This window comes from Stenotrophomonas sp. MYb57 (assembly GCF_002966815.1).
Lineage (GTDB): Bacteria > Pseudomonadota > Gammaproteobacteria > Xanthomonadales > Xanthomonadaceae > Stenotrophomonas > Stenotrophomonas indicatrix.
The window spans coordinates 475188-495317 of record NZ_CP023271.1 but is presented as its reverse complement, the minus strand read 5'-3'; the positions used below and the strand labels follow the sequence as shown (position 1 = coordinate 495317).

Below are 20130 nucleotides of genomic sequence, written 5' to 3'. Positions count from 1 at the left end.
ATGGAGAAAAGGAAAATCAGGGCTGCTTCATGCAGTTGACCATCCACGGCTTGCCGTAGCGGTCGGTCAACATGCCCCAGCGGTGGGCCCAGAAGGTTTCGGCGATCGGCATCTGCACCTGGCCACCCTCGGCCAGCGCCGCGAAAACGCGCTCGGCTTCTTCGATGCTGTCCACGTCGACGTTGATGGTGGTCGAGCCACCCTCGCCGCCGCCGGGACCATCGGCTGCCATCAGGATCGCCGCGCCGATCTCCAGCTGGCTGTGGGCCACATGGTCGAGGGTGTCGGCCGGCATTTCATTGCAGCCCGGCGAGCCGTCGGACGGCGGCATGTCGCGGTACTTCATCTCCGACGTGACCTGGCCGCCAAGTGCCTTGGCATAGAACGCCATTGCGTCGTGGGCCTGGCCGCTGAAGCCGAGGAAGGGAATCAGTTTCATGGGAATGCTCCGTAGGATGGGATGAATGCGCGGCCGTGCTCAGGCACGGTCGAGCTGCTCACGCAGACGCTGTTCCTGCTGCTGTAATTCAGGGGTGAAGGCTTCGCCGAAGTCTTCGGCGGAGATCAACGGGCGCAGTTCGAGGGCACCGCCCGCGCCGAAGGGCGCACGGCTGGCCCATTCGGTGGCCTCGTCCAGCGAGCGCACGTCCCACAGCCAGAACCCGGCGATCTGCTCGCCAGCCGGGCCGAACGGGCCGCTCTCGACCCGGGGCGTACCACCACCGAAATGGACGCGCCGGCCGCGCTGGGTGGCATGCAGGCCTTCCCCGGCGAGCATGATGCCGGCGGCCACCAGTTGTTCGTTGTAGGCGCCCATGGTGGCCAGTTCCTGTTCGCTGGGCATGCGCCCGGCTTCGGAATCGGCGTTGGCTTTGACGATCACCATCACTTTCATTGCGGTCTCCGCTGGGCTGCGGGTGCGTGCCCTTCCCTCTTACAACGAACCAGGGGCGCGAGGATCGACACCGCCGTGCAAATTATTTTTCCTGCGGAGAGCGCGCCTTCGGCGGGGATCGGCGAACGGCGGGGCCCCTCCGTGGTGGGGTTGGTTGGTCGCTGAAAGCTGGGTTTCCGAGTGAAGGCTGGGCGGGTGGGATTGGCGGGGACGCCGTGAATCCGTCCCTGGAGGCTTAGCCGCGCCATCCATGGCGCGGATACCCCGCCAACCCCACCCGCCCAGCCCCAGACAGATTCCGGTGGCCGAACCACCACGGGAAGATCAAGAAAAAAGGCAGAAGCAACAGCAACAGCAAAAGCGGTTGGCTGGCAGCCTTCGCTTTGCGAGCGAAGCGACCCGCGTTTGCCTTTTCCTGTGATTTCCCGTGGTGGACGCCGCAGGAACCTGTCCGTGGCCGGGCGGGTGGGTTGCGCAGGGGCGTAAGCGCCATGGATGGCGCGCCCGAGCCTACAAGGACGTATTCACGGCGTCCCCTGCGCAGCCCACCTGCCCGGCCAACCCGCAGAGATGCAGCTCTTCACGACCAACCCCACCACGGAGGGGCCCCGCCGTTCGCCGATCCCCGCCGAAGGCGCGCTTCCCGCTCTGCCTTTCGCAGTGCAGCATGCCCCCGCGCAAACCTGCGCGATCATGGACCCCCGCCCCCGCCAGGACTCCGCCATGCAGCAGTACCTGCTTCTGATCTACATCGACCCGTCACTGCTGCGCACACTGCCCATCGACGACTTCAATACGTTGATGCGCGACTGCCTCGCCCATGCCGACAAACTGCAGGCCGAAGGCACGTTGCTGGCCGCGCAGAAACTGCAGCCGATCGAATCAGCACAGACCCTGCGCGTGCGCGATGGCCACAGCCGGGTACTCGATGGCCCCTTCGCCGAAACCCGCGAACTGCTGGCCGGCTTCAACCTGATCGTCGCCCGTGACCGCGATGAGGCCATGCGTATCGCCCAGGGCTTCCCGTGGGCCCGCTTCGGCAGCATCGAGGTGCGGCCGCTGGAAGACATGGACGCCGAGCGCGAACGCTGCGGCGCCCCGGCCGCGGCTATGGCAGCAGCCGTACCCTGATGTCGCGCGGGCCCACGCCTTCGTTGCCGCTGTAGTCGCGCGCACTGGCACGCACGATGTACTCGCCCGGCGGCAACGCCGCCGGCTGCCAGCGCCCGGTTTCCATCAGCCCATCGCGCACGGTGTTGGTCACCAGATAACGGAAGCGGGTGACCGCGCTGCCATGCACGGTGATGCCGCTGTCGGGTGCGTAAGCCACTTTCACCGCCTGCTTCTGCGGCGGCATGCGGTTGAAGACGATGTTCCAGCGCGGCTGCTCGTAGCCCTGCAGCGGCTGACCAGCGGCATCGAGGATCTGGTAGCCCACCTGGTACGGCCCCAGCCGGCGACGTGGCAGGTTGTTGTCCACCTGGTCCCAGGCTTCCACCACGATCTGCACGCCGCGTCCCTGCCGGGCCAGCATCACCACGCCATCGCTGCCGGCGGCCAGTGGCTGGTCGTTGTCGTCCAGCAGCGCCACATCCGTGATGCGCGGCGCGAAGTGGTCGGCATAGCCCTTGAACCCCAGCGCCACCGCATTGGTCTCGAAACCGCCATTGCCCACGGCCAGGTGCACGTGCGCCTGGTTGTTGATGCTGCCCAGGCGGTCGCCGACGTGGATGCGTGTACCACGGCGCACGCGGATGCGCTCCAGCGTGCCGTCTTCGGCGTACAGCGGCTGCCAGCGCGCGTCGAACGGTTCGCCGCGTGGCGTACGACCGACGCGCATGTGGATGTACTTCAACCGGTCCACGGCCAGGCCTTCGGCCTGTCCGCCCAGGCTCCAGGCGGCAATCGGGCTGCTGATCTTGCCCTCGGCGATCGCCAGTACGGTCTGGCCGACATCGCCGCGCACATCGAAGCCGCCGTGCAGGTGGTGGCGGCTCTCACCCTGGAAGGTGCCGCGCACCTCGCCGAGCGTGCCCACCACTTCGTGCCAGCCATCCTGCGGTGCCAGTGGCCAGCGCCCGCCACTGTCCGGCAGCGCCGCATCCGAGGCCGGGCCCACCAGCGCCGGTGCGGGCAGTTCACCCACCGGCAACGGGCGCAGGCGATGCAGGCGATAAGCCGCGGAATCGGCTACCAGCAGGGTGCCGTCGGCCTCCACCGCCAGACCGCTGGGGCGCGCCAGGCGTGGCAGGCGGTCATTGCCCAGCAGTGCCAGCTGATGCCCCTGCGGGGTCACCTGCACGATGCGTCCATCCAGGTCACCCACGTACAGCACGCCGTCATGCGTGGTGGCCAGTGACAGCGGGCCATTGATGACCTCCCCGCGGCCAACGACGGTGCTGACCATGCCATCGGTGCCGACGCGACGCACTGCGTTGTTGAACAGATCGGCCACCAGCAGTGCGCCGTGCGCATCGAAGGCCAGCGCCACCGGCGTATCGAAACGAGCGTCAGCGCCAAGCGCATCGGCGAAGCCCGGGCGGTCGCCGCCGGCCAACGTACGCACGTTGCCATCGGTACCGATCACCCGGATGCGGTCATTCCAGGTATCAGCCACATAGACCTGTCCCTGCGCATCCACGGCGATGCCCATCGGCCCATCGAAGCGCGCCTGCGCGGCAGGACCATCGGCGAAGCCTTGCTGGCCACCGGCCAGCGTCATCACCTGTCCATCGGTACTGACGCGCCGGATCGCATGATTGCCGGTGTCGGCCACATACAGGTTGCCCTGCGCATCGGCGGCAATACCCGAAGGCGTGTTGAAACTTGCCTGCAGGGCAGGCCCATCAACACGACCCTCGCTCTGCCCCGCTACCGTTTCAATACGGCCATCGGGCAGGCGGCGGCGAATGCGGTTGTTGTCACCGGCATCGGTGAAGTAGACGCTGCCATCGGCGCTGGCCAGCAGCGCGTAGGGGTCGGCAAAGCGTGCCTGCGCCGAGGCGCCATCGCGATCACCCGGATGACCGTCGCCGGCCAGCAGCTCGATCTGTGCGGTCCAGCCCAGCGGCGTGGCGGCCGGGCCGCTCGCTACTGTCGGGCCCGATGCCGGGAACTCCCACCAGGTTGCCGCCAGCGCCACCGCTGTTGCCACCACTACGCCTGCCGCCATCCAATGCCGCCGTGCCATCGTTCCTGTTCGCCTGCCAGACCGTGAAGAGGGTCAGACGATAGTCGCTGCACTCCCGGCTGCCAAGGCCGCGCCGCTGCAAATGCGAGGGTGCTTGTGGTGGCAGCCCTTTGCGGGTTCAAATCAACGCACTTCGCATTCAAATCAACGCACTTTCCAAGGATGGATGCCGTCATGTCCCGACCTACCCTGCCTCTCGCCGCCCTGCTGCTCACCGTGCTGGCGGCAGCATCTGCACACGCCGTCGAGCCCCATCCCGAGGCGCCAGCGCAGGAGATTGCGGATACCCCCTTTTCCGCCTACCAGCAACGGTGGGAGTCGGCGTTGATGATGGCCGGCAGCGGCAACATGCTGGGTGCCATGATCGCGTTCGAACGGCTGATGGACGATCCGTTGTTCGCCCGTCTCGAGCCCGCCGTGCGTGGGCGCAACGCGCAGATCGCCGGTGCCACCGCGTTGATGCAGGATGCCCCCGGCGTTGCCCGCCGCTACCTGCAGCAGGCACTGACCGCGCTGCCGAACGACCCGCCCACGCTGGCCACCCTGGTATCGGTGGAACTGGCCGAGGACAATACCGCCGCCGCAACCCTCCACCTGCTGCAAGCGGCCACCCATGCAGATGCCCCCGTGCAGGTTGATACGCAGACCGTCAGCTACCTGCAGTACACGCTGCGTGCGCAGCCGGCTCAACGCATGGCCCTGCTGAAGAGCCTGTTCGACAACCAGTGGACGGGGGATGGCGTTGAACCCACCGGCCTCTGGCTGGTGCTGGCGACATTGCAGGTCGAGCACGGCCACAGCGCAGAGGCAGCTGCCACGATTGCCCGCATCGATACACCGTTGGAGGTGATCGCATTGCGCAGCGACAAGCGCTTCGACCGCTACGTCGATCGCCGCGATCCGCGGTTCGATCCCCAGCAGGTGGCACAGCGCAAGCTGGATGACCTGCGCGTGTCGGGCCTGCTCGACCGCCGCTTGAATGCCAAGCTGGCTGCGTTCGGCTTCATCCAGCTGATGGTGGGCGAGAACGAGCAGATCGTGCAGTTCACCGATGACATGGCGCGGATGGTCAGTGCCGGCCAGCGTCCTGCGGGTCAGGAGGCAACGTGGCTGGCGTGGCTGCTGGACTACCGCACGCTGGCACTGCGCCGGCTGGATCGCATCGACGACTCGGTGGCGGCCGCACGACTGACCGATGCGGTCGGTGCCCTTGGCCCGGACGCGGCCGAGCACCGCATGAACCTGGCCTTCATGCTGTCTGCCACTGGCCACGAACGCGAGAGCGACACCCTGCTTGCCGGCATGGACGGGCTGTCGCCCTTCGGGCTGGCGGCGCGCGCCTACCTGACCTTCGTGCATGCGCGCGAGAACAACGATCCGGCGGCAGCGGCGACGGCCCGCGCGGAAATCGTCAGCCACCGCAAGGACGCACCCCAGATCCATATGGAGCTGCTGATTGAAGAAGGCGACATGGAGGCCGCCGCAGCCGCGCTGATAAGCCAACTGGAATCCGCAGAGGATCGCACCGACGCACTGCTCAGCCTGCAGGACATGCGCGTGTATCCCTCGCTGCCCGCGGAGCGGGTGGCCGACGAACGCTGGCGCGAACTGAAACAGCGTGCCGATGTGCGTGCCGCGATCAACCGCGTCGGCCGGATTGAGCGCTACCCTCTCTACAGCATTTCCACATCGCGCTGATCGCCGGTCATTTTGCCGGCACTTCGATACGGACGCCCATCGCTTCGCGGTAGCGCGTATACAGGGCCATCACCTTGTCCACGTAGGCCAGGGTTTCGGCATACGGTGGCACGCCCTTGTAGCGCGCCACCGCACCGATGCCGGCGTTGTAGGCCGCCGCTGCCAGCGGACGGTCGCCGTTGTAGCGACGCAGCAGCGCGCGCATATAGCGGGCGCCGCCGTCGATGGACTGCTGCGGCGAGAACGGGTCGCGCACGCCGTATTCCAGCGCGGTGTCCGGCATCAGCTGCATCACGCCCTGCGCGCCCTTGCTGGACACCGCCAGCGCGTCGAAATTGCTTTCGGCGTGGGCGATCGCCCGCAACCAGGCATCGTCCACGCCGGTGGCCTTGGCCGCCGCCTTGAACTGTTTTGCGTGCTGGGCCAGCTGGGGCTTGCCGACCTTGCCCAGGCCTTCGTGCGCCGGTTCGCCCGGCGGTGTGGCCACGGTGAACTTCAGGAACACCCGAGAGCCGGGCAGGTTGCGGGTGGAATAGACAAGCTTGCCGTCCTGCTCGCGCTCGTACAGCACGCCACTGAACACGCCCATGTTGCCCCACAGGTTGGGGGTCTGCACGGCGCTGTCCTCGATCTCCTTCGGCGTGCAGCGCGAGCCGGGCTCCGGTGCGGTGGCCAGGCTGACGGTGTTGCCCTGCACGCAGCGGTAGACCGTGCGCGCAGCGGCCAGCCCTGGCCACAGGCCAGACAGCAGCAACAGCGCGACGAGGGCGGGACGGAGGGACATGGCGGCGGGATGATCCGGCTGCGGCCGCTAACACTGAGTGAATGGGGGTTCGGCCGGGCGGCGCCCGGCACCCGCAGAAGCAACGGCCGCAGCAACAGCCGAAGCAACAGCAGAAGCTGGTTTCCTGAAGGTAGGCGGGGTGGGTCCGGTTGCGGGGGACGCCGTGAATACGTCCATGTAGGCTCGGTCGCCGCATCCATGCGGCTCACGCCCCCGCAACCGAACCCACCCCGCCTTCGACAGATTTCCGCGATCTGGGAACGGTGTTCTGTGCTGCTGTTGGTGGGTGTCGACCATGCGGCTGTTGATGGGTGTCGACCACGCGGCTTCTGGTGGGTGTCGACCTTGGTCGACACGTGTAGATCCACGCCATGCGTGGATGGGACTCACCGGGGCCGTTGGATCTGTTGGCGAGGGTCTTGCTGACTACTGCGCCATCTCCCGCGGCGGCTGAAGGATGTCGACCACGCGGCTTCTGGTGGGTGTCGACCTTGGTCGACACGTGTAGATCCACGCCATGCGTGGTTGGGACTCGCCGAGGCCGCTCGATCTGTTGGCGAGGGTCTTGCTGACTACTGCGCCATCTCCCGCGGCTGCTGGTGGGTGTCGACCTTGGTCGACACGTAGATCCACGCCCCATGCGTGGATGGGGCTCACCGAGGCCGTTGGATCTGTTGGCGAGGGTCTTGCTGACTATCTCGCCATCTTCCGCCGCAGCCAATAACCGGCGCCCAGCAGCACGAACCACGCTGGGCTGGCCATCAGGGCCTGGCGGGTGTCGGCCTGCAGGCTCAGCAGTACCAGCACGGCGGCGAAGAACAGCAGGCAGGCCCAGCACATCGCCACGCCACCGGGCATCTTGAAGATCGAGGCCGCGTGGCGCTCGGGATAGCGGCGGCGGTAGACCATGTAGGCCACCAGGATCAGCGACCACACGAAGATGAACAACACCGTCGCCAGGGTCGTCACCAGGGTGAAGGCGGTCACCAGGTTGGGGATCAGGTAGATCAGCAGGGTGCCGCCCAGCAGGCACAGGCAGGAAAACAGCAGGCCCCGTGCCGGCACTGCAGCGCGCGAGAGCTTGGACAGGCCACGTGGCGCGTGGCCTTCCTCGGCCAGGCCGTACAGCATGCGGCTGGTGGAGAAGATGCCGCTGTTGGCCGAGGACGTGGCCGAGGTCAGCACCACGAAGTTGATCAGGCTGGCGGCGGCGGGAATGCCGGCCAGCACGAACAGCTGCACGAACGGGCTCTTGTCCGGCACCACCTGGCGCCATGGGGTCACCGCCATGATCGCGATCAGCGCCAGCACGTAGAAGATGATGATGCGCACGGGGATCGAGTTGATCGCCTTGGGCAGGTTGCGCTCCGGGTCAGCCGTTTCCGCAGCGGTGGTGCCCACCAGCTCGATGCCGACGAAGGCGAACACCGCGATCTGGAAACCGGCGAAGAAACCCACCAGGCCCATCGGGAACATGCCGCCGTCATTCCACAGGTTCGACAGCGATGCGGTGTGGCCGCTGGGCGAAGTGAAGCCCCAGGCCACCAGTCCAGCACCGGTGATGATCAGCGCGCAGATCGCCACGATCTTGATCAGCGCGAACCAGAACTCCATTTCGCCGAACAGCTTCACCGTCACCAGGTTCAACGACAGCAGCAGCATCACGCAGGCCAGGGCTGGTTTCCACGCTTCCAGTCCCGGGAACCAGAACTGCGCATAGGCAGCGATGGCGATCACGTCGGCGATGGCGGTGACGATCCAGCAGAACCAGTACGTCCACCCGCAGAAGAACCCGGCCCACGGCCCGAGCAGATCGGTGGAGAAATCGATGAAGGATTTGTACTGCAGGTTGGACAGCAGCAACTCGCCCATCGCCCGCATCACGAAGAACAGCATCGCGCCGATGATCAGGTAGACCAATACGATGGACGGGCCGGCCAGGCTGATGGTCTTGCCCGAACCCATGAACAGGCCGGTGCCGATGGCACCGCCGATGGCGATCAGTTGCAGGTGGCGGTTGGACAGGCTGCGGCGCAGGTGCTCGGGGGGCGTGGCGGGCTCGGTCATGGGCGCGGGAAGGGGCGGGTGAAGCGTTCGACGGTAGTCCTCCCGCTGCCACAACGCCAGCGCCGGACGGCCCAGGGCCGTCAGCAAGTGTCACTTTCACCACAATGTGACCCGTTACCGCCTTTGTCCCATTCCGCCCAGCCCTGCGCCGTGTTCATATACCGCCATCGCCCAAGGACCGGCCCCGCCCATGTGCCCAGCCCTGCACACCTCTCTGGAGCCCCGGTCATGAGCCGACTGCGGGTCATCATCGGCGGCACCGTCCTGGCCGTGCTGGCCGCTGCAGTGCCGATCGCGGTCATGGTCTATGCCACCTGGGACCGTGCCGTAAGTGTCGAACAGCAGCGGCTGCATGCCATCGCCGAGCGCAGCCTGCGCCGTACCGAAGTGTCCTACCAGGAAGCACTGGCGGCATTGAAGTCGGCCGAGGCCACCGTGCTGCCGCCCTGCGGGGCCGAACACATCCAGCGCATGCAGACCCTGGTGATGACCACGCCGTCGTCGGACCAGATGGGCTACTTCGAGGGCGGCAAGCTGCGCTGCACGTCGTGGGGGCCGTTCCAGCAGGATGTGGACCAGCCCACGCCGGACCACGTCACCAGCGATGGTGCCGGCATCACCGTCAACGTGCGCCCCGAGGCGGCTGGCCGGCGGCCGATGCTGTCCATGATGTACGGGTCCTATGACGTGCTGGTCGACCCTCGGCGCTTCGTCGACGTCATCGTCGATCCGGACGTGCGGCTGGCCCTGGCAAGTCCGGATGGACGGCTGCTGACCCAGCAGGATGGCATGGACCAGGCGCTGCTGCAGCGCCTGCTGCGTGAGCCCGGCGAAGGCCTGGACCGCGACACCCTGTATGCCAGCGCGCGCAGCGGTGAATGGCTGGCGATCGCCACGGCGCCGCGCACCGCGCTGGCGGCCACGTTCCGGCAGCAGGCGTGGCTGTTCGTGCCCTTGGGCCTGCTGATGGCCGCCGCCGGTGCCGGCCTGGTGATCTGGCTGTCGCGACGACGGCTGTCGATGCGCGGCGAACTGGGCATCGCCATCCGCCGCCGCGAACTCTACCTGCACTACCAGCCCATCATCGAACTGGACACCGGCATCTGTGTCGGCGCCGAGGCGCTGGTGCGCTGGCAGCGCCCCGACGGCACGCAGGTGCGTCCGGACCTGTTCATTCCCTTGGCCGAAGAAGCCGGAATGATCGCCGCCATCACCGACCTGGTGATCGAGAACGTGGTTGCCGACATGCGTGAGCTGCTGGCCGAGGATCGCAGTGCACACATCGCGATCAACCTGGCGGCCGAGGACATCAGCAGCGGACGGGCGCTGAAGGTGATCTCGCAGCGCATGGCCGGCAGCGGCATCCTGCCGCAGCAGATCTGGTTGGAGGCCACCGAACATGGTTTCCTCGACATCGACCGTGCCCGCACCATGCTGGCCGCGGCGCGGCGCGCGGGCCACAGCGTGGCGATCGATGACTTCGGCGTCGGCTATTCCAGCCTGCAGTACCTGCAGCAGCTGCCGCTGGATGCACTGAAGATCGACAAGTCCTTCGTCGATGCGATCGGCACCGAAAGCGCGACCAGCCCGGTCACGCCGCACATCATCGGCATGGCCCGCGAGCTGGGCCTGTGGGTGGTGGCCGAAGGCGTGGAAACCGAAGCGCAGCTGGCCTACCTGCACAGCCAGCACGTGCAGTTCGGCCAAGGGTGGCTGTTCTCGCGGCCGTTGCCGCGCGATGAGTTCATCGCCTTTCACCGCAAGCGCCAGCAGCAGTACGGCGCGGCGCGGGAGCACATGCAGAATCCGCGCAGCGTGCCGTTCGAGCGCGAGCAGGCGGGGGAGTAACCGGCGAACGGCGCCGCCCCTCGTGGTGGGTCGCTAAGAGCGGTTCGTGGGCTGGCCGGGACAGATCTCTGCGGCGTTCCACCACGTAAATAGAGAAGAGAAAAGCAACAGCGGGTCGCTGCGCTCGCGCACGCTGTTGAGCTTCGGCCGGGGTAGTGCCGGCCGCTGGCCGGCAACCCCGTCATCCTTGATCGACGCCTACGCCCAGGCCTTCGGCCGCGCCCAGACCCACAGGCCGCACACCACCAGCAGCAGCAACGGCAGCCAGGCCAGGTGCTGGGCGCCGCTGGCCTGCAGCATCAGGCCGCCGCCGACGCCGCCGGCGGCGATGGCCAGGTTCCAGCCGGTCACCAGCATCGACTGCGCCAGGTCGGCGGCGGCACCGGCGCGGCGCGCCAGGGCGGTCTGGAACAGGGTGGGTACCGCACCGAACGCGACGCCCCACAGGATCGTCACCAGCAGCAGCACGCCCGGCACGCCTGGCCACAGCAGCAGCGAAGCCACCGCCATCACGAAGCCGATCACGCTGGCCCACACCAGCGCGCGCAGGTGGCGGTCCACGCCCCAGCCGGCGATGGCGATACCCACGATCGCGGCGATGCCGAATGCCAGCAGCAGCCGGTCCAGCCACGCCCCGGCGCCGGCCTGCACTGCCAACGGTTCGATGTAGGTGTACAGCACGTTGTGCGCCAGCACGTACAGCACCATCACCAGCAGCGTGCTGCGGATGCCGGGCATGCGCCAGACCGAGCCCAGCGACATGCGCCGGCCTGCACCGGCCGCCGGCAACGCGGGCAGCGCCCATCGGGCGTAGCCGAGCAGCAGCACCGCCAACACGCTCATCAACGCGAACGCCCAGCGCCACCCGATCTGCTGGCCCAGCAAGGTGCCGGCCGGCACTCCCAGCGACAGCGCCAGCGGCGAGCCGATCATCGCTACCGCGATCGCCCTTCCCTGCAGTTCCGGCACCACCATGCGCGCCGCATAGCCGGCCACCAGCGACCACAGCAGGCCCGCGCCCACACCCGCCAGGAAGCGCGCCACCAGGGTCAGCACGTAGTCGTGGCTCAGCGCGGTCACGGTGTTGACCACCATGAAGCCGGCAATCGCCGCCAGCAGCAGCGGACGACGTGGCAGGCGCTGGGTCAGCGCGGTCATCGGCAACGCAGCCAGCACCGAGCCCAGTGCATACACGCTCACCAACTGCCCTGCGGCCGCATCGCTGACGCCGAGACTTTCGCCCATCGGCCGCAGCACGCCCGCTGGCAGCGTTTCGGTCAGCAGGGTGATGAAGCCACCACCGGCCAGTGCCAGCAGCCCGCGCCACGGCAGGCGCGTTGCTTCACCCGCCGGAGCCCCTGCATCAATTGCGTGGCCGCTCATCGCACCGTCTCCAGATCGGCGTACACCGCATCGCGCAGTTCATCGACAAACGCGCCATGCATGCCTTCGTACAGCGTGTTGGTCAGCGCGACCACGCTCAGGCCACGCGCCGGGTCCACGAACCAGCTGTGGCCGTAAGCACCGCCCCAACGCCATGTCCCTGCGGTCTGCGGTGTGCCGCTGGCCGCTGCATCACGCAGCACCGCAAAGCCGAGGCCGAAGCCCCAACCTGGCGGATCAACCGGTCCCAGCTCGCCGACCTGCGGGGTTCCCATCTGTGCAACCAAGCTGTCCGGCAGCAGCTGCGAGGCGCGCACATCGCGCAACGCTTCCAGCACGGCCATTACCTCATCGGCACTGCCCACCAGCCCCGCGCCTGCCGACGGATAGCGGTGTGAGTCGGTCGCCCGCGCCACGCTGTACTCGATGCCCACCGAGCCCTCGAACGCAGGCACCACCTCGCCCTCCCGCAACCGATGCGGCTGCGGCGTGTCACTGACATACGGCGTGGCCAGACGAGCGCCCTCGGCGGTGGCGAACGCGGTGTCGCGCAGGCCCAGCGGCTGCGCCAGCAGCCGGTCGAACAACACCTGCAACCTTTCGCCGGTGGCCGCTTCAGCCACGGCGCCCGCCACATCCACGCCCAGTGAGTACAGCCACTGGCTGCCCGGCGCGAACAACAGCGGCGCCTGCGCGATACGCTGCACGTTCTGCTGCAGCGTCACCGGGTTCGCGTCCATGCCATCGCTCACACCCGCCTGGGCATAGGGCCCTTGGGCATCGGCTTCCAGGAAGCGGTAGCCCAGCCCACTGCTGTGGCTGAGCAGCTGGCGCAGGCTGATCGGCGGGCGGCTGCCATCGGCCAGTGCCGGGCGGAACGCCGGCAACCAGCGCTGCACCGGCGCATCCAGGTCCAGCCCCCCCTCGGCTACCAGGCGCAGGATCACCGTGGTCAGCAGCGGCTTGCTCACCGAGGCCAGCCGGAACAGGTGGTCGCGGCGCATCGGCGTGTTCGATTCACGGTCGGCCAGGCCACTGGCACTGGCGTGGCGCAGCACGCCGTGCTCGCGCACCAGTACCACCGCACCGACCAGGCGCTGCGGATGCACGGCCCGCAGCAGCGCGCTCACCGCGGGCAGTGCCGGTGCGGTATCAACAGGAAGGGCGAGTGTCATCGGGGTGATCCGTGGGGAGAGGCCCGCCACGGTAGGCAGCTCCGGCGCCGGCAAAAAGCGGGGCGGGGCTCCGTGCATCATGGACCGCAAGGTCCGCAATCGGCATGATGCCCGGAACCACTGGGCCGCACCGACCCTCCAGGCCCGCGCACCGCAGTGTTGCGCGGGCCACGTCAGCGGGCCGGACTGCCGCGCCCTACCCTGCCCACTTTCGCAGCGACCTTCCCCATGTCCGTCCTCGACAACCTGGCCAACCTGCAGACCTTCGTCCACGCCGCGGACACCCGCAGCTTCGTCGACACCGGCCGCGTGCAGGGCATCTCCGCCTCGGCCGCCGGCAAGTGCGTGGCCCGGCTTGAACACGCACTCGGCGTGCGCCTGTTCCACCGCAGCACGCGCAGCATCACCCTCACGGCCGAGGGCCAGCTGTTCCTGGCACGCTGCCGCCGCATCCTCGACGAACGCGATGCCGCACGCACCGAACTGGCCCAGCAACATGCAACCCCCAGCGGCACCCTGCGCATCAGCCTGCCGCTGGTGGGCGACCTGACCCTGCCGCTGATGGCCGAATTCATGGCGGCCTACCCGGACATCCGGCTGGAGCTGGATTTCTGCGATCGCCTGGTCGATGTCATCGAGGAAGGCTTCGACGCCGTGCTGCGCGTTGGCGAGCCCAGCGATTCACGCCTCACCGCACGCCGCCTCGGGGTGTTCCCACGCCGCGTGGTTGCATCGCCGGCGTACTTGCAACGGCATGGCGTTCCACGCACGCCGGCCGACCTGCTGCAGCACCGCCTGCTGCACTACCGCTTCCCCAGCACCGGCAAGCTCGAGCCATGGCCGATCCTCTGGCCCGAAGGCGAAACGGCACAGGATCTGCCGGTGCATCTGGTCGCCAACACCATCGAAGCGCGGGTGGCACTGGCGCTGCGCGACGGGGGCCTGGCGTTCGTGCCGGTGCATTCGGTGCGCGATGCACTGGCCGATGGCCGGCTGGTCACCGTGCTTGAAGAGCACGTGCATTCCTGCGGCATCTTCCACCTGCTGTGGCCCTCCGGCCGCCACGTGCTGCCGAAGCTGCGGGTGTTCATCGAATTCGTCGGCGCACGGCTGGACACGGTGCCCTGACCCCGCGCCACGGCCGCGACCATTCAGCTCGCGGCGCTATACTGAGCGCTCATTCCCCACCGAGGCTCGCGACCAATGCGCCAGTGATGCCGCCGTCTTCGCACTAGACGGCCCGACTCTTCCCGCCCCTGCGCGCAGGGGAGAACCAGGCATCCATGGAGGTCGCATGACTTCGCATTCCCTCACGCTCGATCGCGTGTCGTATCGGTTGGCCGATGGCCGTCCGTTGTTTTCCGATCTGTCCTTTTCCTTCGAACCGGTGGCCACCGGGCTGGTCGGCGCCAATGGCACCGGCAAGAGCGTGCTCGCGCGCCTGCTCGCCGGCCAGCTGTCGCCCGACGATGGCCGCGTGCACCGCAGTGGCCAGGTGTTCCTGTTGCCTACGCCGGGCTATCCGCCACGTGGCACGGTGGGTGAACTGGCCGGCGTCGGCGCCGAACTGGCGGCACTGGCGCGCATCGAAGCAGGCAGCATCGATGAAGCCGATTTCGCCTGCGTGGGCGACCACTGGAACCTGCGCGAACGCCTGCAGCAGCAGTGGCAGGCGATGCAGTTGCCGGCCGACCTTGATCCGGCGCAGCCCGCCTCCCGGCTCAGTGGCGGCCAGGCGATGCAGGTGGCGCTGTCCGGCGCGTGGGCCAGCGGCGCGGACTGGCTGATCCTCGACGAGCCGAGCAATCATCTCGACGCCCGTCATCGCCACCAGCTGTACGCACAGCTGCAGCAGTGGCAGGGCGGCCTGCTGGCCATCAGCCACGACCGTGGCCTGCTCGCGCAGATGGCGCAGATCGTCGAACTGGACGCGCACGGCCTGCATCGTTACGGCGGACCGTGGCAGCACTATGCCGACACACGCGCCGCCGAACGCGAGGCCGCCGCCGCGCAGCTGGAGCATGCCCGTGCCCAGCACCGGCAGCAGCAACGCAGCGCGCGCGAACAGAACGAGCGCCAGCAGCAGCGGCAGGCACGTGGCAACCGCGAAGCGCGCGAGGCCAACCAGGCACCGATCCTGCTCGGTCGGCAGAAGCAGCGCGCCGAAGCCAGCCACGGCCGTGCGCAGCAGATCCAGAGTGATCGCCTGCAGGCCAGCGCAGCGCAGGTGCGCGCCGCCGCTGCGGCAGTACACGTGGCACCAGAACTGGCGTTGTTCAGTGGCGAAGGCGAGCGTGGCCAGGCCCGCCTGCTGCAGGCGCACGATCTGGTGCTGCCGCATGGCTGCAACGCGGCGCTGCAGCTGGAGATCCGGCGCGGCCAGCGCATCGCCGTCGTGGGCGACAACGGCAGCGGCAAGTCGACCTTGCTGCGCGTACTGGCCGGACAGCTGGCGGCGCGCAGCGGTCAGGTGCAGCGGCATGCGCCGCTGGCCCTGCTCGACCAGCAACTGCTGGGGCTTGCAGGTGAACAGAGCATCCTCGATGCCGTGCGCGCTGCGAATCCCGCGGCCGATGCGGGTGAACTGCGTACGCGTCTTGCCCTGCTGGGCCTGGATGCGCAGCGCGTCCAACGCCCGGCCAGCAGCCTCAGCGATGGCGAGCGGGTGAAGGGTGCGCTGGCCAGCGTGCTGTACGCCGATCCTGCCCCGCAGCTGCTGTTGCTGGACGAGCCGGGCAACGCGCTGGACCTTGCTGCGCTGCAGGCGCTGGAAGAACTGCTGGCGGCGTGGCCGGGCGCATTGCTGATGGTCAGCCATGACACCCACCTGCTGCAGGCCCTGCGGCCAACGCAGGTGCTGCAGGTCGGTGATGCAGGTTGGCAGTGGCGCGATGCGTTGTAGGGCCGAGCAGGTGCTCGGCTCCTGCAGGCATTCATCCACGCATGGCGTGGATCTACTGCCAGCCTCTCATCCACGCGTGGCGCAGACGCATCAACGCTTCCACACCGGGAACGCCTGCGGCATCTGCTGCCACAGCAAGGGCCCGGCCTGCAGCTCGGTGTCGTTGAGCAGGCACGCATCCAGTGTGGCGCGCACCAAACGCTCGTCCATGTGCACGCCGATCACCACCAGTTCCTGCCGGCGGTCACCCCACAGCGGATGCCACAGGCCTGCCATCGCCGAGTGCGCGGCCGCGTCCGGAAATTCCCCTGCATCCGGCAGCGGCGCGCTCCAGCAGTCGGCCTGCTGCCGGGCCCAGCCCAGATCGCTGTAAGGCAGCGGTGTTGGCGGCAGCAGCGGCGTGGTGTCCTCCTGGCCGGCGCGCACCCGCTCGCGCGCCGCATACCAGAAGCCCGCCGCTTGGGTGCGTGTGGCCGCGCCCACACTGTTCAACTCACCCACCCAGTCCATGCGGTTGGCCAGCCAGAACCAGCCCTTGCTGCGGATCACCCCGGGCATGCCGTGCTGCAATGTGCGCGCGAAGCGAGCGGGATGGAACGGCCGCCGTGAGCGATAGACGAAGCTGCCGATGCCGTACTCCTCGGTTTCCGGCATGTGCTCGCCACGCAGTTCCTTCACCCAACCGGGGGCCTGCTGCGCGCGGTCGAAGTCGAAGCGACCGGTATCCAGCAGCTCGGCAAGCGGGACATCGCCGAAGCGGGACAGCAGCAGCTTCGCGTCGCGGTTCAACCCGCGCAGCACGGCCAGCGTGTCCTGCAGCACTTCGTCGTCCACCTGGTCCACCTTGCTGACCACGATCACATCGGCGAATTCCACCTGCTCGCACAGCAGGTCGACCACGCCACGGTCATCATCCGGCCCCGCCTGCTGACCGCGCTCGGCCAGGCGCAGTGTCGAACCGAAATCGGCCAGGAAGGCGCTGCCATCCACCACCGTCACCATCGTGTCCAGCCGTGCGATATCGCTCAGGCTGAAGCCGTGCTCATCGCGCACCGCGAAGGTGGCAGCCACCGGCATCGGCTCGCCGATCCCCGTCGATTCGATCAGCAGGTAGTCGTAGCGGCCGCTGTCGGCCAAACGCCTGACCTCCTGCAGCAGATCATCGCGCAGCGTGCAGCAGATGCAGCCATTGCTGAACTCCACCAGCGTCTCTTCGGTGCGACGCAGTTCGGCGCCGCCATCGCGCACCAGCTGCGCATCGATGTTGACCTCGCTCATGTCGTTGACGATCACCGCCACCCGCAGGCCATCGCGGTTGCGCAGGATCTGGTTGAGCAGGGTGGTCTTGCCGGCACCGAGGAAGCCGGAAAGCACGGTGACCGGAAGGCGGCGGTCGGCGCGGGAAACAGTGTTCATGTCGGAGCGGGCTGGCTGCGGAATGGAAGTGTTACTGTATAACAATTGTCGCGCAAGGAATCCTCCCCGCATGAAGTCGCCCTCTGCCGCCCTGCTTGATGCCGGCGCCGTCGCCCTGTCCAGCCTGTGCCTGCTGCATTGCCTGGCACTGCCCCTGCTGGCGGCCGCGCTTCCGCTGTTCGGCGTCTGGGCCGAAGCGGAATGGGTGCATCTGGTCTTCGTCGCCATCGCGCTGCCGATGACCGGCTTTGCCCTGTGGCGCGCCGAACGCCGCCAGCCGCTGCCTGCGCTGGCATGGCTGAGCGCGGGCATGGGCTTGGCGCTGTTGATGGCCGGGGCGCTGGCACTGCCCTCGCACGCCTGGGAGACCCCGCTGACGGTCACCGGCAGCCTGCTGCTGGCCGCCACGCACCTGTGGAACGCGCAGCACCGGCACCGCAGAAGCTAGTGCCGGCCGCTGGCCGACAACTGCAGGCATCGTCCGCAGGTCATGAGGTTGCCGGCCAGCGGCCGGCACTACCCAGCTATTTGCCGTAACGCCGCAGCAGTTCCACCAGCACCTCGGCTTCGGCCGCCCGCTGCGCCGGGTCTTCCGCGCCCACCACGTGTTCCTGCAGATGCTCGTGCAGCAGTTCCATCAGCAGGCTGTGGGCAGCGCCACGCACGGCCGCCACCTGCACCAGCACGTCGGCGCAGTCGCCTGTCTCGCCCTCGGGCGTGTTCAATGCCTGTTCCAGCGCCGCCACCTGCCCGCCGATGCGGCGCACCCGGGTCAGCAGCTGCTTTCGATTTCTGTGTACATGGGCCATGGCAGGATCATATACCCTATGGGGGTATCCACCCAAGCCTGACCGCCGCCATGCACCTGGACGCCCTCGCCGCCGCCCGTCGCCACGAGCACCGCTTCGACGACGGCAATCCGCTGGCCGAACGCAACACCCGCCGCGCGATGTGGCTCACCGTCGGCATGATGCTGGTGGAGATCGTCGGTGGCTGGTGGTTCAACTCCATGGCCGTGCTGGCCGACGGCTGGCACATGAGCTCGCACGCGCTGGCACTGGGCCTGTCGGTGTTCGCCTACCGCTGCGCACGGCGCTACGCGCACGATCCGCGCTTCGCCTTCGGCACCTGGAAGATCGAGATCCTGGCCGGCTATACCAGCGCCATCGCCCTGCTCGGCGTCGCCGCGCTGATGGCCGTGCAATCGCTGGAACGCCTGTGGGTGCCCGCGCCCATCCACTACAACGAAGCCATCGCCATCGCCGCGGTCGGCCTGGGTGTGAACCTGCTGTGCGCGTGGTGGCTGCACGACAGTCCGGGCCACGCCCATCACCACCATGGACACGGGCACGACCATGGCGATCATCATGGTCGTCACCACGATCACGACCATTCCCACGGCCACGACCTCAACCTGCGGTCGGCCTACGTGCACGTGCTGGCCGACGCCGCCACCTCGGTGCTGGCCATCGTCGCCCTGCTGGGCGGCAAGCTGCTCGGCCTGACCTGGCTGGATCCGGTGATGGGCCTGGTCGGCGCGGTGCTGGTCACCGTCTGGGCAATCGGCCTGCTGCGCGACAGCGGCCGCATCCTGCTCGACGCGCAGATGGATGCGCCGGTGGTGGCCGAGGTACGCGAAGTGATCGAGCAGGGTCCGTGGCCGGCACGCCTGGCCGACCTGCACGTGTGGCAGGTGGGGCGCGGCAAGTACGCCGTCGCCGCCAGCGTGGTCACCAGTGATGCCACGCTCGATCCGGATACCGTGCGCCAGGCGCTGGCGATCCACGAGGAACTGGTGCATGTCACCGTGGAGATCCACCGCAGCGCGTGACGCCAGCAGGGCGGTGGTTCTTGCCGAAAATCTGTACCGGCCACGGCTGCGTGCTGCCTACACTGGCCGCACCTGCCCCGTCGGGACATCCCATGCGCACGCTCCGCCTGCTGCTGCCCGGTGCCCTCCTGCTGCTGGTGGCCTGTTCCGGCGACACCCAGCTGCCGTTCTCCTCCGACCCGATGCTCGGCTGCTTCGCCACCAGCCCGCGCAAGTCCGCCGAGTTCCGCATCGAAAAGGAAGCAAGCCAATACTTCGTCTCGTTCGAACGCGATGGCCACTGGCAGCGCGAACCCAATGCGCTGTACAAAGCCAGCCGCAGCGACATCCAGCAGTACTTCCGCGACGACGCCGACCAGATCGACAGCGCACTGATCCGGATGGCCGGCGGCTTCGGCATCTTCCGCGTCAAGGACGGCGCCACGCTGAAGGCCCGGGCACGCGACAGCGACTACATGGCGCTGCTGCTGATCGGCGCCGGGCCGGTGTATGCGGTGAAGTGCCAGTAGCGGCCACATTGCAATTCTTCCCATGGCCTCAGCGATGCCGCTGGCACACGCTGCCGGTTTCGAGGAGGAATTCCGATGACCGTTCTTCTCCTGCTGGCCGCAATCGTTGCAAAGACCCAGGGTGCTTACGACGAGGTGCGTGAGACCGCTGATGGCGAGATCGTGGTGATGCGTACCTTCGACTGGGAGATCGAGGGGCAACGCGCCGAACGCGTAACCGTGCACTGGCTGCTGCAGGAAGACGGCAGCATGCGCTACGACTTCGACCGGCAGCCAGGCGCCACCCAGGATGTCCATCGCCGTTCGTGCGCGTTGCGGGGAATGCGCCCCTCACGAGGCATCAACATGATCTCAGGAGAGGGAACCATCCACGGATTCAGCTGCACCGACCTGCGGTAGCGCCGCGCCCATGTTCGGCTCGGCTGCACAGCG

Annotated in this window: 18 protein-coding genes; 9 read left to right on the top strand and 9 right to left on the bottom strand. The window is 67.9% G+C overall.

The window, feature by feature from the left end:
* Positions 1-16: 16 nt before the first annotated feature.
* Together CLM74_RS02255 and CLM74_RS02250 are read right to left on the bottom strand one after the other, a co-directional pair.
* The gene (locus CLM74_RS02255; RefSeq protein WP_025878381.1) at positions 17-439 is read right to left on the bottom strand and encodes a VOC family protein; all 423 of its coding nucleotides are present in this window, start codon (positions 437-439) and stop codon (positions 17-19) included.
* A 39-nt stretch (positions 440-478) separates the two neighbouring features.
* On the bottom strand, positions 479-895 hold the full coding sequence (locus tag CLM74_RS02250; RefSeq protein ID WP_032977081.1) for a YciI family protein: 417 nt from the start codon (positions 893-895) through the stop codon (positions 479-481).
* A gap of 723 nt (positions 896-1618) precedes the next feature.
* On the opposite strand from CLM74_RS02250, the gene CLM74_RS02245 reads away from it, so the two are divergent.
* On the top strand, positions 1619-2026 hold the full coding sequence (locus tag CLM74_RS02245) for a YciI family protein (RefSeq protein ID WP_049464203.1): 408 nt from the start codon (positions 1619-1621) through the stop codon (positions 2024-2026).
* Here CLM74_RS02245 and CLM74_RS02240 read toward each other — a convergent pair.
* Positions 2004-4085: an SMP-30/gluconolactonase/LRE family protein gene (locus CLM74_RS02240; RefSeq protein WP_105163350.1), complete on the bottom strand. Its 2082-nt coding sequence runs from the start codon at positions 4083-4085 to the stop codon at positions 2004-2006. The genes CLM74_RS02245 and CLM74_RS02240 overlap by 23 nt on opposite strands.
* A gap of 174 nt (positions 4086-4259) precedes the next feature.
* On the opposite strand from CLM74_RS02240, the gene CLM74_RS02235 reads away from it, so the two are divergent.
* Complete coding sequence (locus CLM74_RS02235; RefSeq protein ID WP_105163349.1) at positions 4260-5783, top strand: hypothetical protein; 1524 nt, start codon at positions 4260-4262, stop codon at positions 5781-5783.
* Between the two features lie 7 nt (positions 5784-5790).
* Here the strand turns inward: CLM74_RS02235 and CLM74_RS02230 are convergent, their stop codons facing one another.
* Together CLM74_RS02230 and cycA are read right to left on the bottom strand one after the other, a co-directional pair.
* Positions 5791-6567, bottom strand: a complete 777-nt coding sequence (locus tag CLM74_RS02230; protein WP_105163348.1) for a lytic transglycosylase domain-containing protein — start codon at positions 6565-6567, stop codon at positions 5791-5793.
* A gap of 693 nt (positions 6568-7260) precedes the next feature.
* A complete protein-coding gene (gene cycA, locus CLM74_RS02225; protein ID WP_105163347.1) occupies positions 7261-8634 on the bottom strand; it encodes a D-serine/D-alanine/glycine transporter in 1374 nt (457 codons plus the stop codon).
* A 228-nt stretch (positions 8635-8862) separates the two neighbouring features.
* Here cycA and CLM74_RS02220 point away from each other — a divergent pair, with 228 nt between their 5' ends.
* Entirely contained in the window at positions 8863-10482 is a 1620-nt protein-coding gene (locus CLM74_RS02220; protein WP_080150651.1) for an EAL domain-containing protein, read from the top strand.
* A 198-nt stretch (positions 10483-10680) separates the two neighbouring features.
* Here the strand turns inward: CLM74_RS02220 and CLM74_RS02215 are convergent, their stop codons facing one another.
* Positions 10681-11865: an MFS transporter gene (locus CLM74_RS02215; protein WP_099841818.1), complete on the bottom strand. Its 1185-nt coding sequence runs from the start codon at positions 11863-11865 to the stop codon at positions 10681-10683.
* Complete coding sequence (locus CLM74_RS02210) at positions 11862-13040, bottom strand: serine hydrolase domain-containing protein (protein WP_105163346.1); 1179 nt, start codon at positions 13038-13040, stop codon at positions 11862-11864. The genes CLM74_RS02215 and CLM74_RS02210 overlap by 4 nt, the downstream gene beginning before the upstream one ends.
* Positions 13041-13268: 228 nt before the next feature.
* On the opposite strand from CLM74_RS02210, the gene CLM74_RS02205 reads away from it, so the two are divergent.
* Positions 13269-14168 (top strand): LysR family transcriptional regulator, encoded by a 900-nt coding sequence (locus CLM74_RS02205; protein WP_033830227.1) that lies wholly within the window; start codon positions 13269-13271, stop codon positions 14166-14168.
* Between the two features lie 166 nt (positions 14169-14334).
* Positions 14335-15942: an ATP-binding cassette domain-containing protein gene (locus CLM74_RS02200; protein ID WP_105163345.1), complete on the top strand. Its 1608-nt coding sequence runs from the start codon at positions 14335-14337 to the stop codon at positions 15940-15942.
* A 90-nt stretch (positions 15943-16032) separates the two neighbouring features.
* On the opposite strand, the gene CLM74_RS02195 is transcribed toward CLM74_RS02200, so the two are convergent.
* Positions 16033-17358, bottom strand: coding sequence for a GTP-binding protein (locus CLM74_RS02195; RefSeq protein ID WP_105163344.1), 1326 nt, complete (start codon positions 17356-17358; stop codon positions 16033-16035).
* A gap of 70 nt (positions 17359-17428) precedes the next feature.
* On the opposite strand from CLM74_RS02195, the gene CLM74_RS02190 reads away from it, so the two are divergent.
* Positions 17429-17806 carry a MerC domain-containing protein gene (locus tag CLM74_RS02190; protein WP_025879198.1) on the top strand — a complete coding sequence of 126 codons (378 nt, stop codon included), beginning with the start codon at positions 17429-17431 and terminating at the stop codon, positions 17804-17806.
* A 76-nt stretch (positions 17807-17882) separates the two neighbouring features.
* Here the strand turns inward: CLM74_RS02190 and CLM74_RS02185 are convergent, their stop codons facing one another.
* Positions 17883-18167, bottom strand: a complete 285-nt coding sequence (locus CLM74_RS02185) for a metal/formaldehyde-sensitive transcriptional repressor (protein ID WP_080150663.1) — start codon at positions 18165-18167, stop codon at positions 17883-17885.
* A 50-nt stretch (positions 18168-18217) separates the two neighbouring features.
* Between CLM74_RS02185 and dmeF the strand changes: the two genes are divergently transcribed.
* From dmeF to CLM74_RS02170, 3 genes are all read left to right on the top strand, one after another.
* Positions 18218-19189 (top strand): CDF family Co(II)/Ni(II) efflux transporter DmeF, encoded by a 972-nt coding sequence (gene dmeF / locus CLM74_RS02180; protein WP_105163343.1) that lies wholly within the window; start codon positions 18218-18220, stop codon positions 19187-19189.
* A 92-nt stretch (positions 19190-19281) separates the two neighbouring features.
* The gene (locus tag CLM74_RS02175; protein ID WP_025879201.1) at positions 19282-19698 is read left to right on the top strand and encodes a hypothetical protein; all 417 of its coding nucleotides are present in this window, start codon (positions 19282-19284) and stop codon (positions 19696-19698) included.
* Between the two features lie 75 nt (positions 19699-19773).
* Complete coding sequence (locus tag CLM74_RS02170; RefSeq protein ID WP_105163342.1) at positions 19774-20097, top strand: hypothetical protein; 324 nt, start codon at positions 19774-19776, stop codon at positions 20095-20097.
* Positions 20098-20130 lie beyond the last annotated feature (33 nt).

Coding starts and splice junctions, on each gene's coding strand:
- CLM74_RS02255 (WP_025878381.1), bottom strand. CDS start 439: ATGAAACTGATTCCCTTCCTCGGCTTCAGCGGCCAGGCCCACGACGCA.
- CLM74_RS02250 (WP_032977081.1), bottom strand. CDS start 895: ATGAAAGTGATGGTGATCGTCAAAGCCAACGCCGATTCCGAAGCCGGG.
- CLM74_RS02245 (WP_049464203.1), top strand. CDS start 1,619: ATGCAGCAGTACCTGCTTCTGATCTACATCGACCCGTCACTGCTGCGC.
- CLM74_RS02240 (WP_105163350.1), bottom strand. CDS start 4,085: ATGGCACGGCGGCATTGGATGGCGGCAGGCGTAGTGGTGGCAACAGCG.
- CLM74_RS02235 (WP_105163349.1), top strand. CDS start 4,260: ATGTCCCGACCTACCCTGCCTCTCGCCGCCCTGCTGCTCACCGTGCTG.
- CLM74_RS02230 (WP_105163348.1), bottom strand. CDS start 6,567: ATGTCCCTCCGTCCCGCCCTCGTCGCGCTGTTGCTGCTGTCTGGCCTG.
- cycA (WP_105163347.1), bottom strand. CDS start 8,634: ATGACCGAGCCCGCCACGCCCCCCGAGCACCTGCGCCGCAGCCTGTCC.
- CLM74_RS02220 (WP_080150651.1), top strand. CDS start 8,863: ATGAGCCGACTGCGGGTCATCATCGGCGGCACCGTCCTGGCCGTGCTG.
- CLM74_RS02215 (WP_099841818.1), bottom strand. CDS start 11,865: ATGAGCGGCCACGCAATTGATGCAGGGGCTCCGGCGGGTGAAGCAACG.
- CLM74_RS02210 (WP_105163346.1), bottom strand. CDS start 13,040: ATGACACTCGCCCTTCCTGTTGATACCGCACCGGCACTGCCCGCGGTG.
- CLM74_RS02205 (WP_033830227.1), top strand. CDS start 13,269: ATGTCCGTCCTCGACAACCTGGCCAACCTGCAGACCTTCGTCCACGCC.
- CLM74_RS02200 (WP_105163345.1), top strand. CDS start 14,335: ATGACTTCGCATTCCCTCACGCTCGATCGCGTGTCGTATCGGTTGGCC.
- CLM74_RS02195 (WP_105163344.1), bottom strand. CDS start 17,358: ATGAACACTGTTTCCCGCGCCGACCGCCGCCTTCCGGTCACCGTGCTT.
- CLM74_RS02190 (WP_025879198.1), top strand. CDS start 17,429: ATGAAGTCGCCCTCTGCCGCCCTGCTTGATGCCGGCGCCGTCGCCCTG.
- CLM74_RS02185 (WP_080150663.1), bottom strand. CDS start 18,167: ATGGCCCATGTACACAGAAATCGAAAGCAGCTGCTGACCCGGGTGCGC.
- dmeF (WP_105163343.1), top strand. CDS start 18,218: ATGCACCTGGACGCCCTCGCCGCCGCCCGTCGCCACGAGCACCGCTTC.
- CLM74_RS02175 (WP_025879201.1), top strand. CDS start 19,282: ATGCGCACGCTCCGCCTGCTGCTGCCCGGTGCCCTCCTGCTGCTGGTG.
- CLM74_RS02170 (WP_105163342.1), top strand. CDS start 19,774: ATGACCGTTCTTCTCCTGCTGGCCGCAATCGTTGCAAAGACCCAGGGT.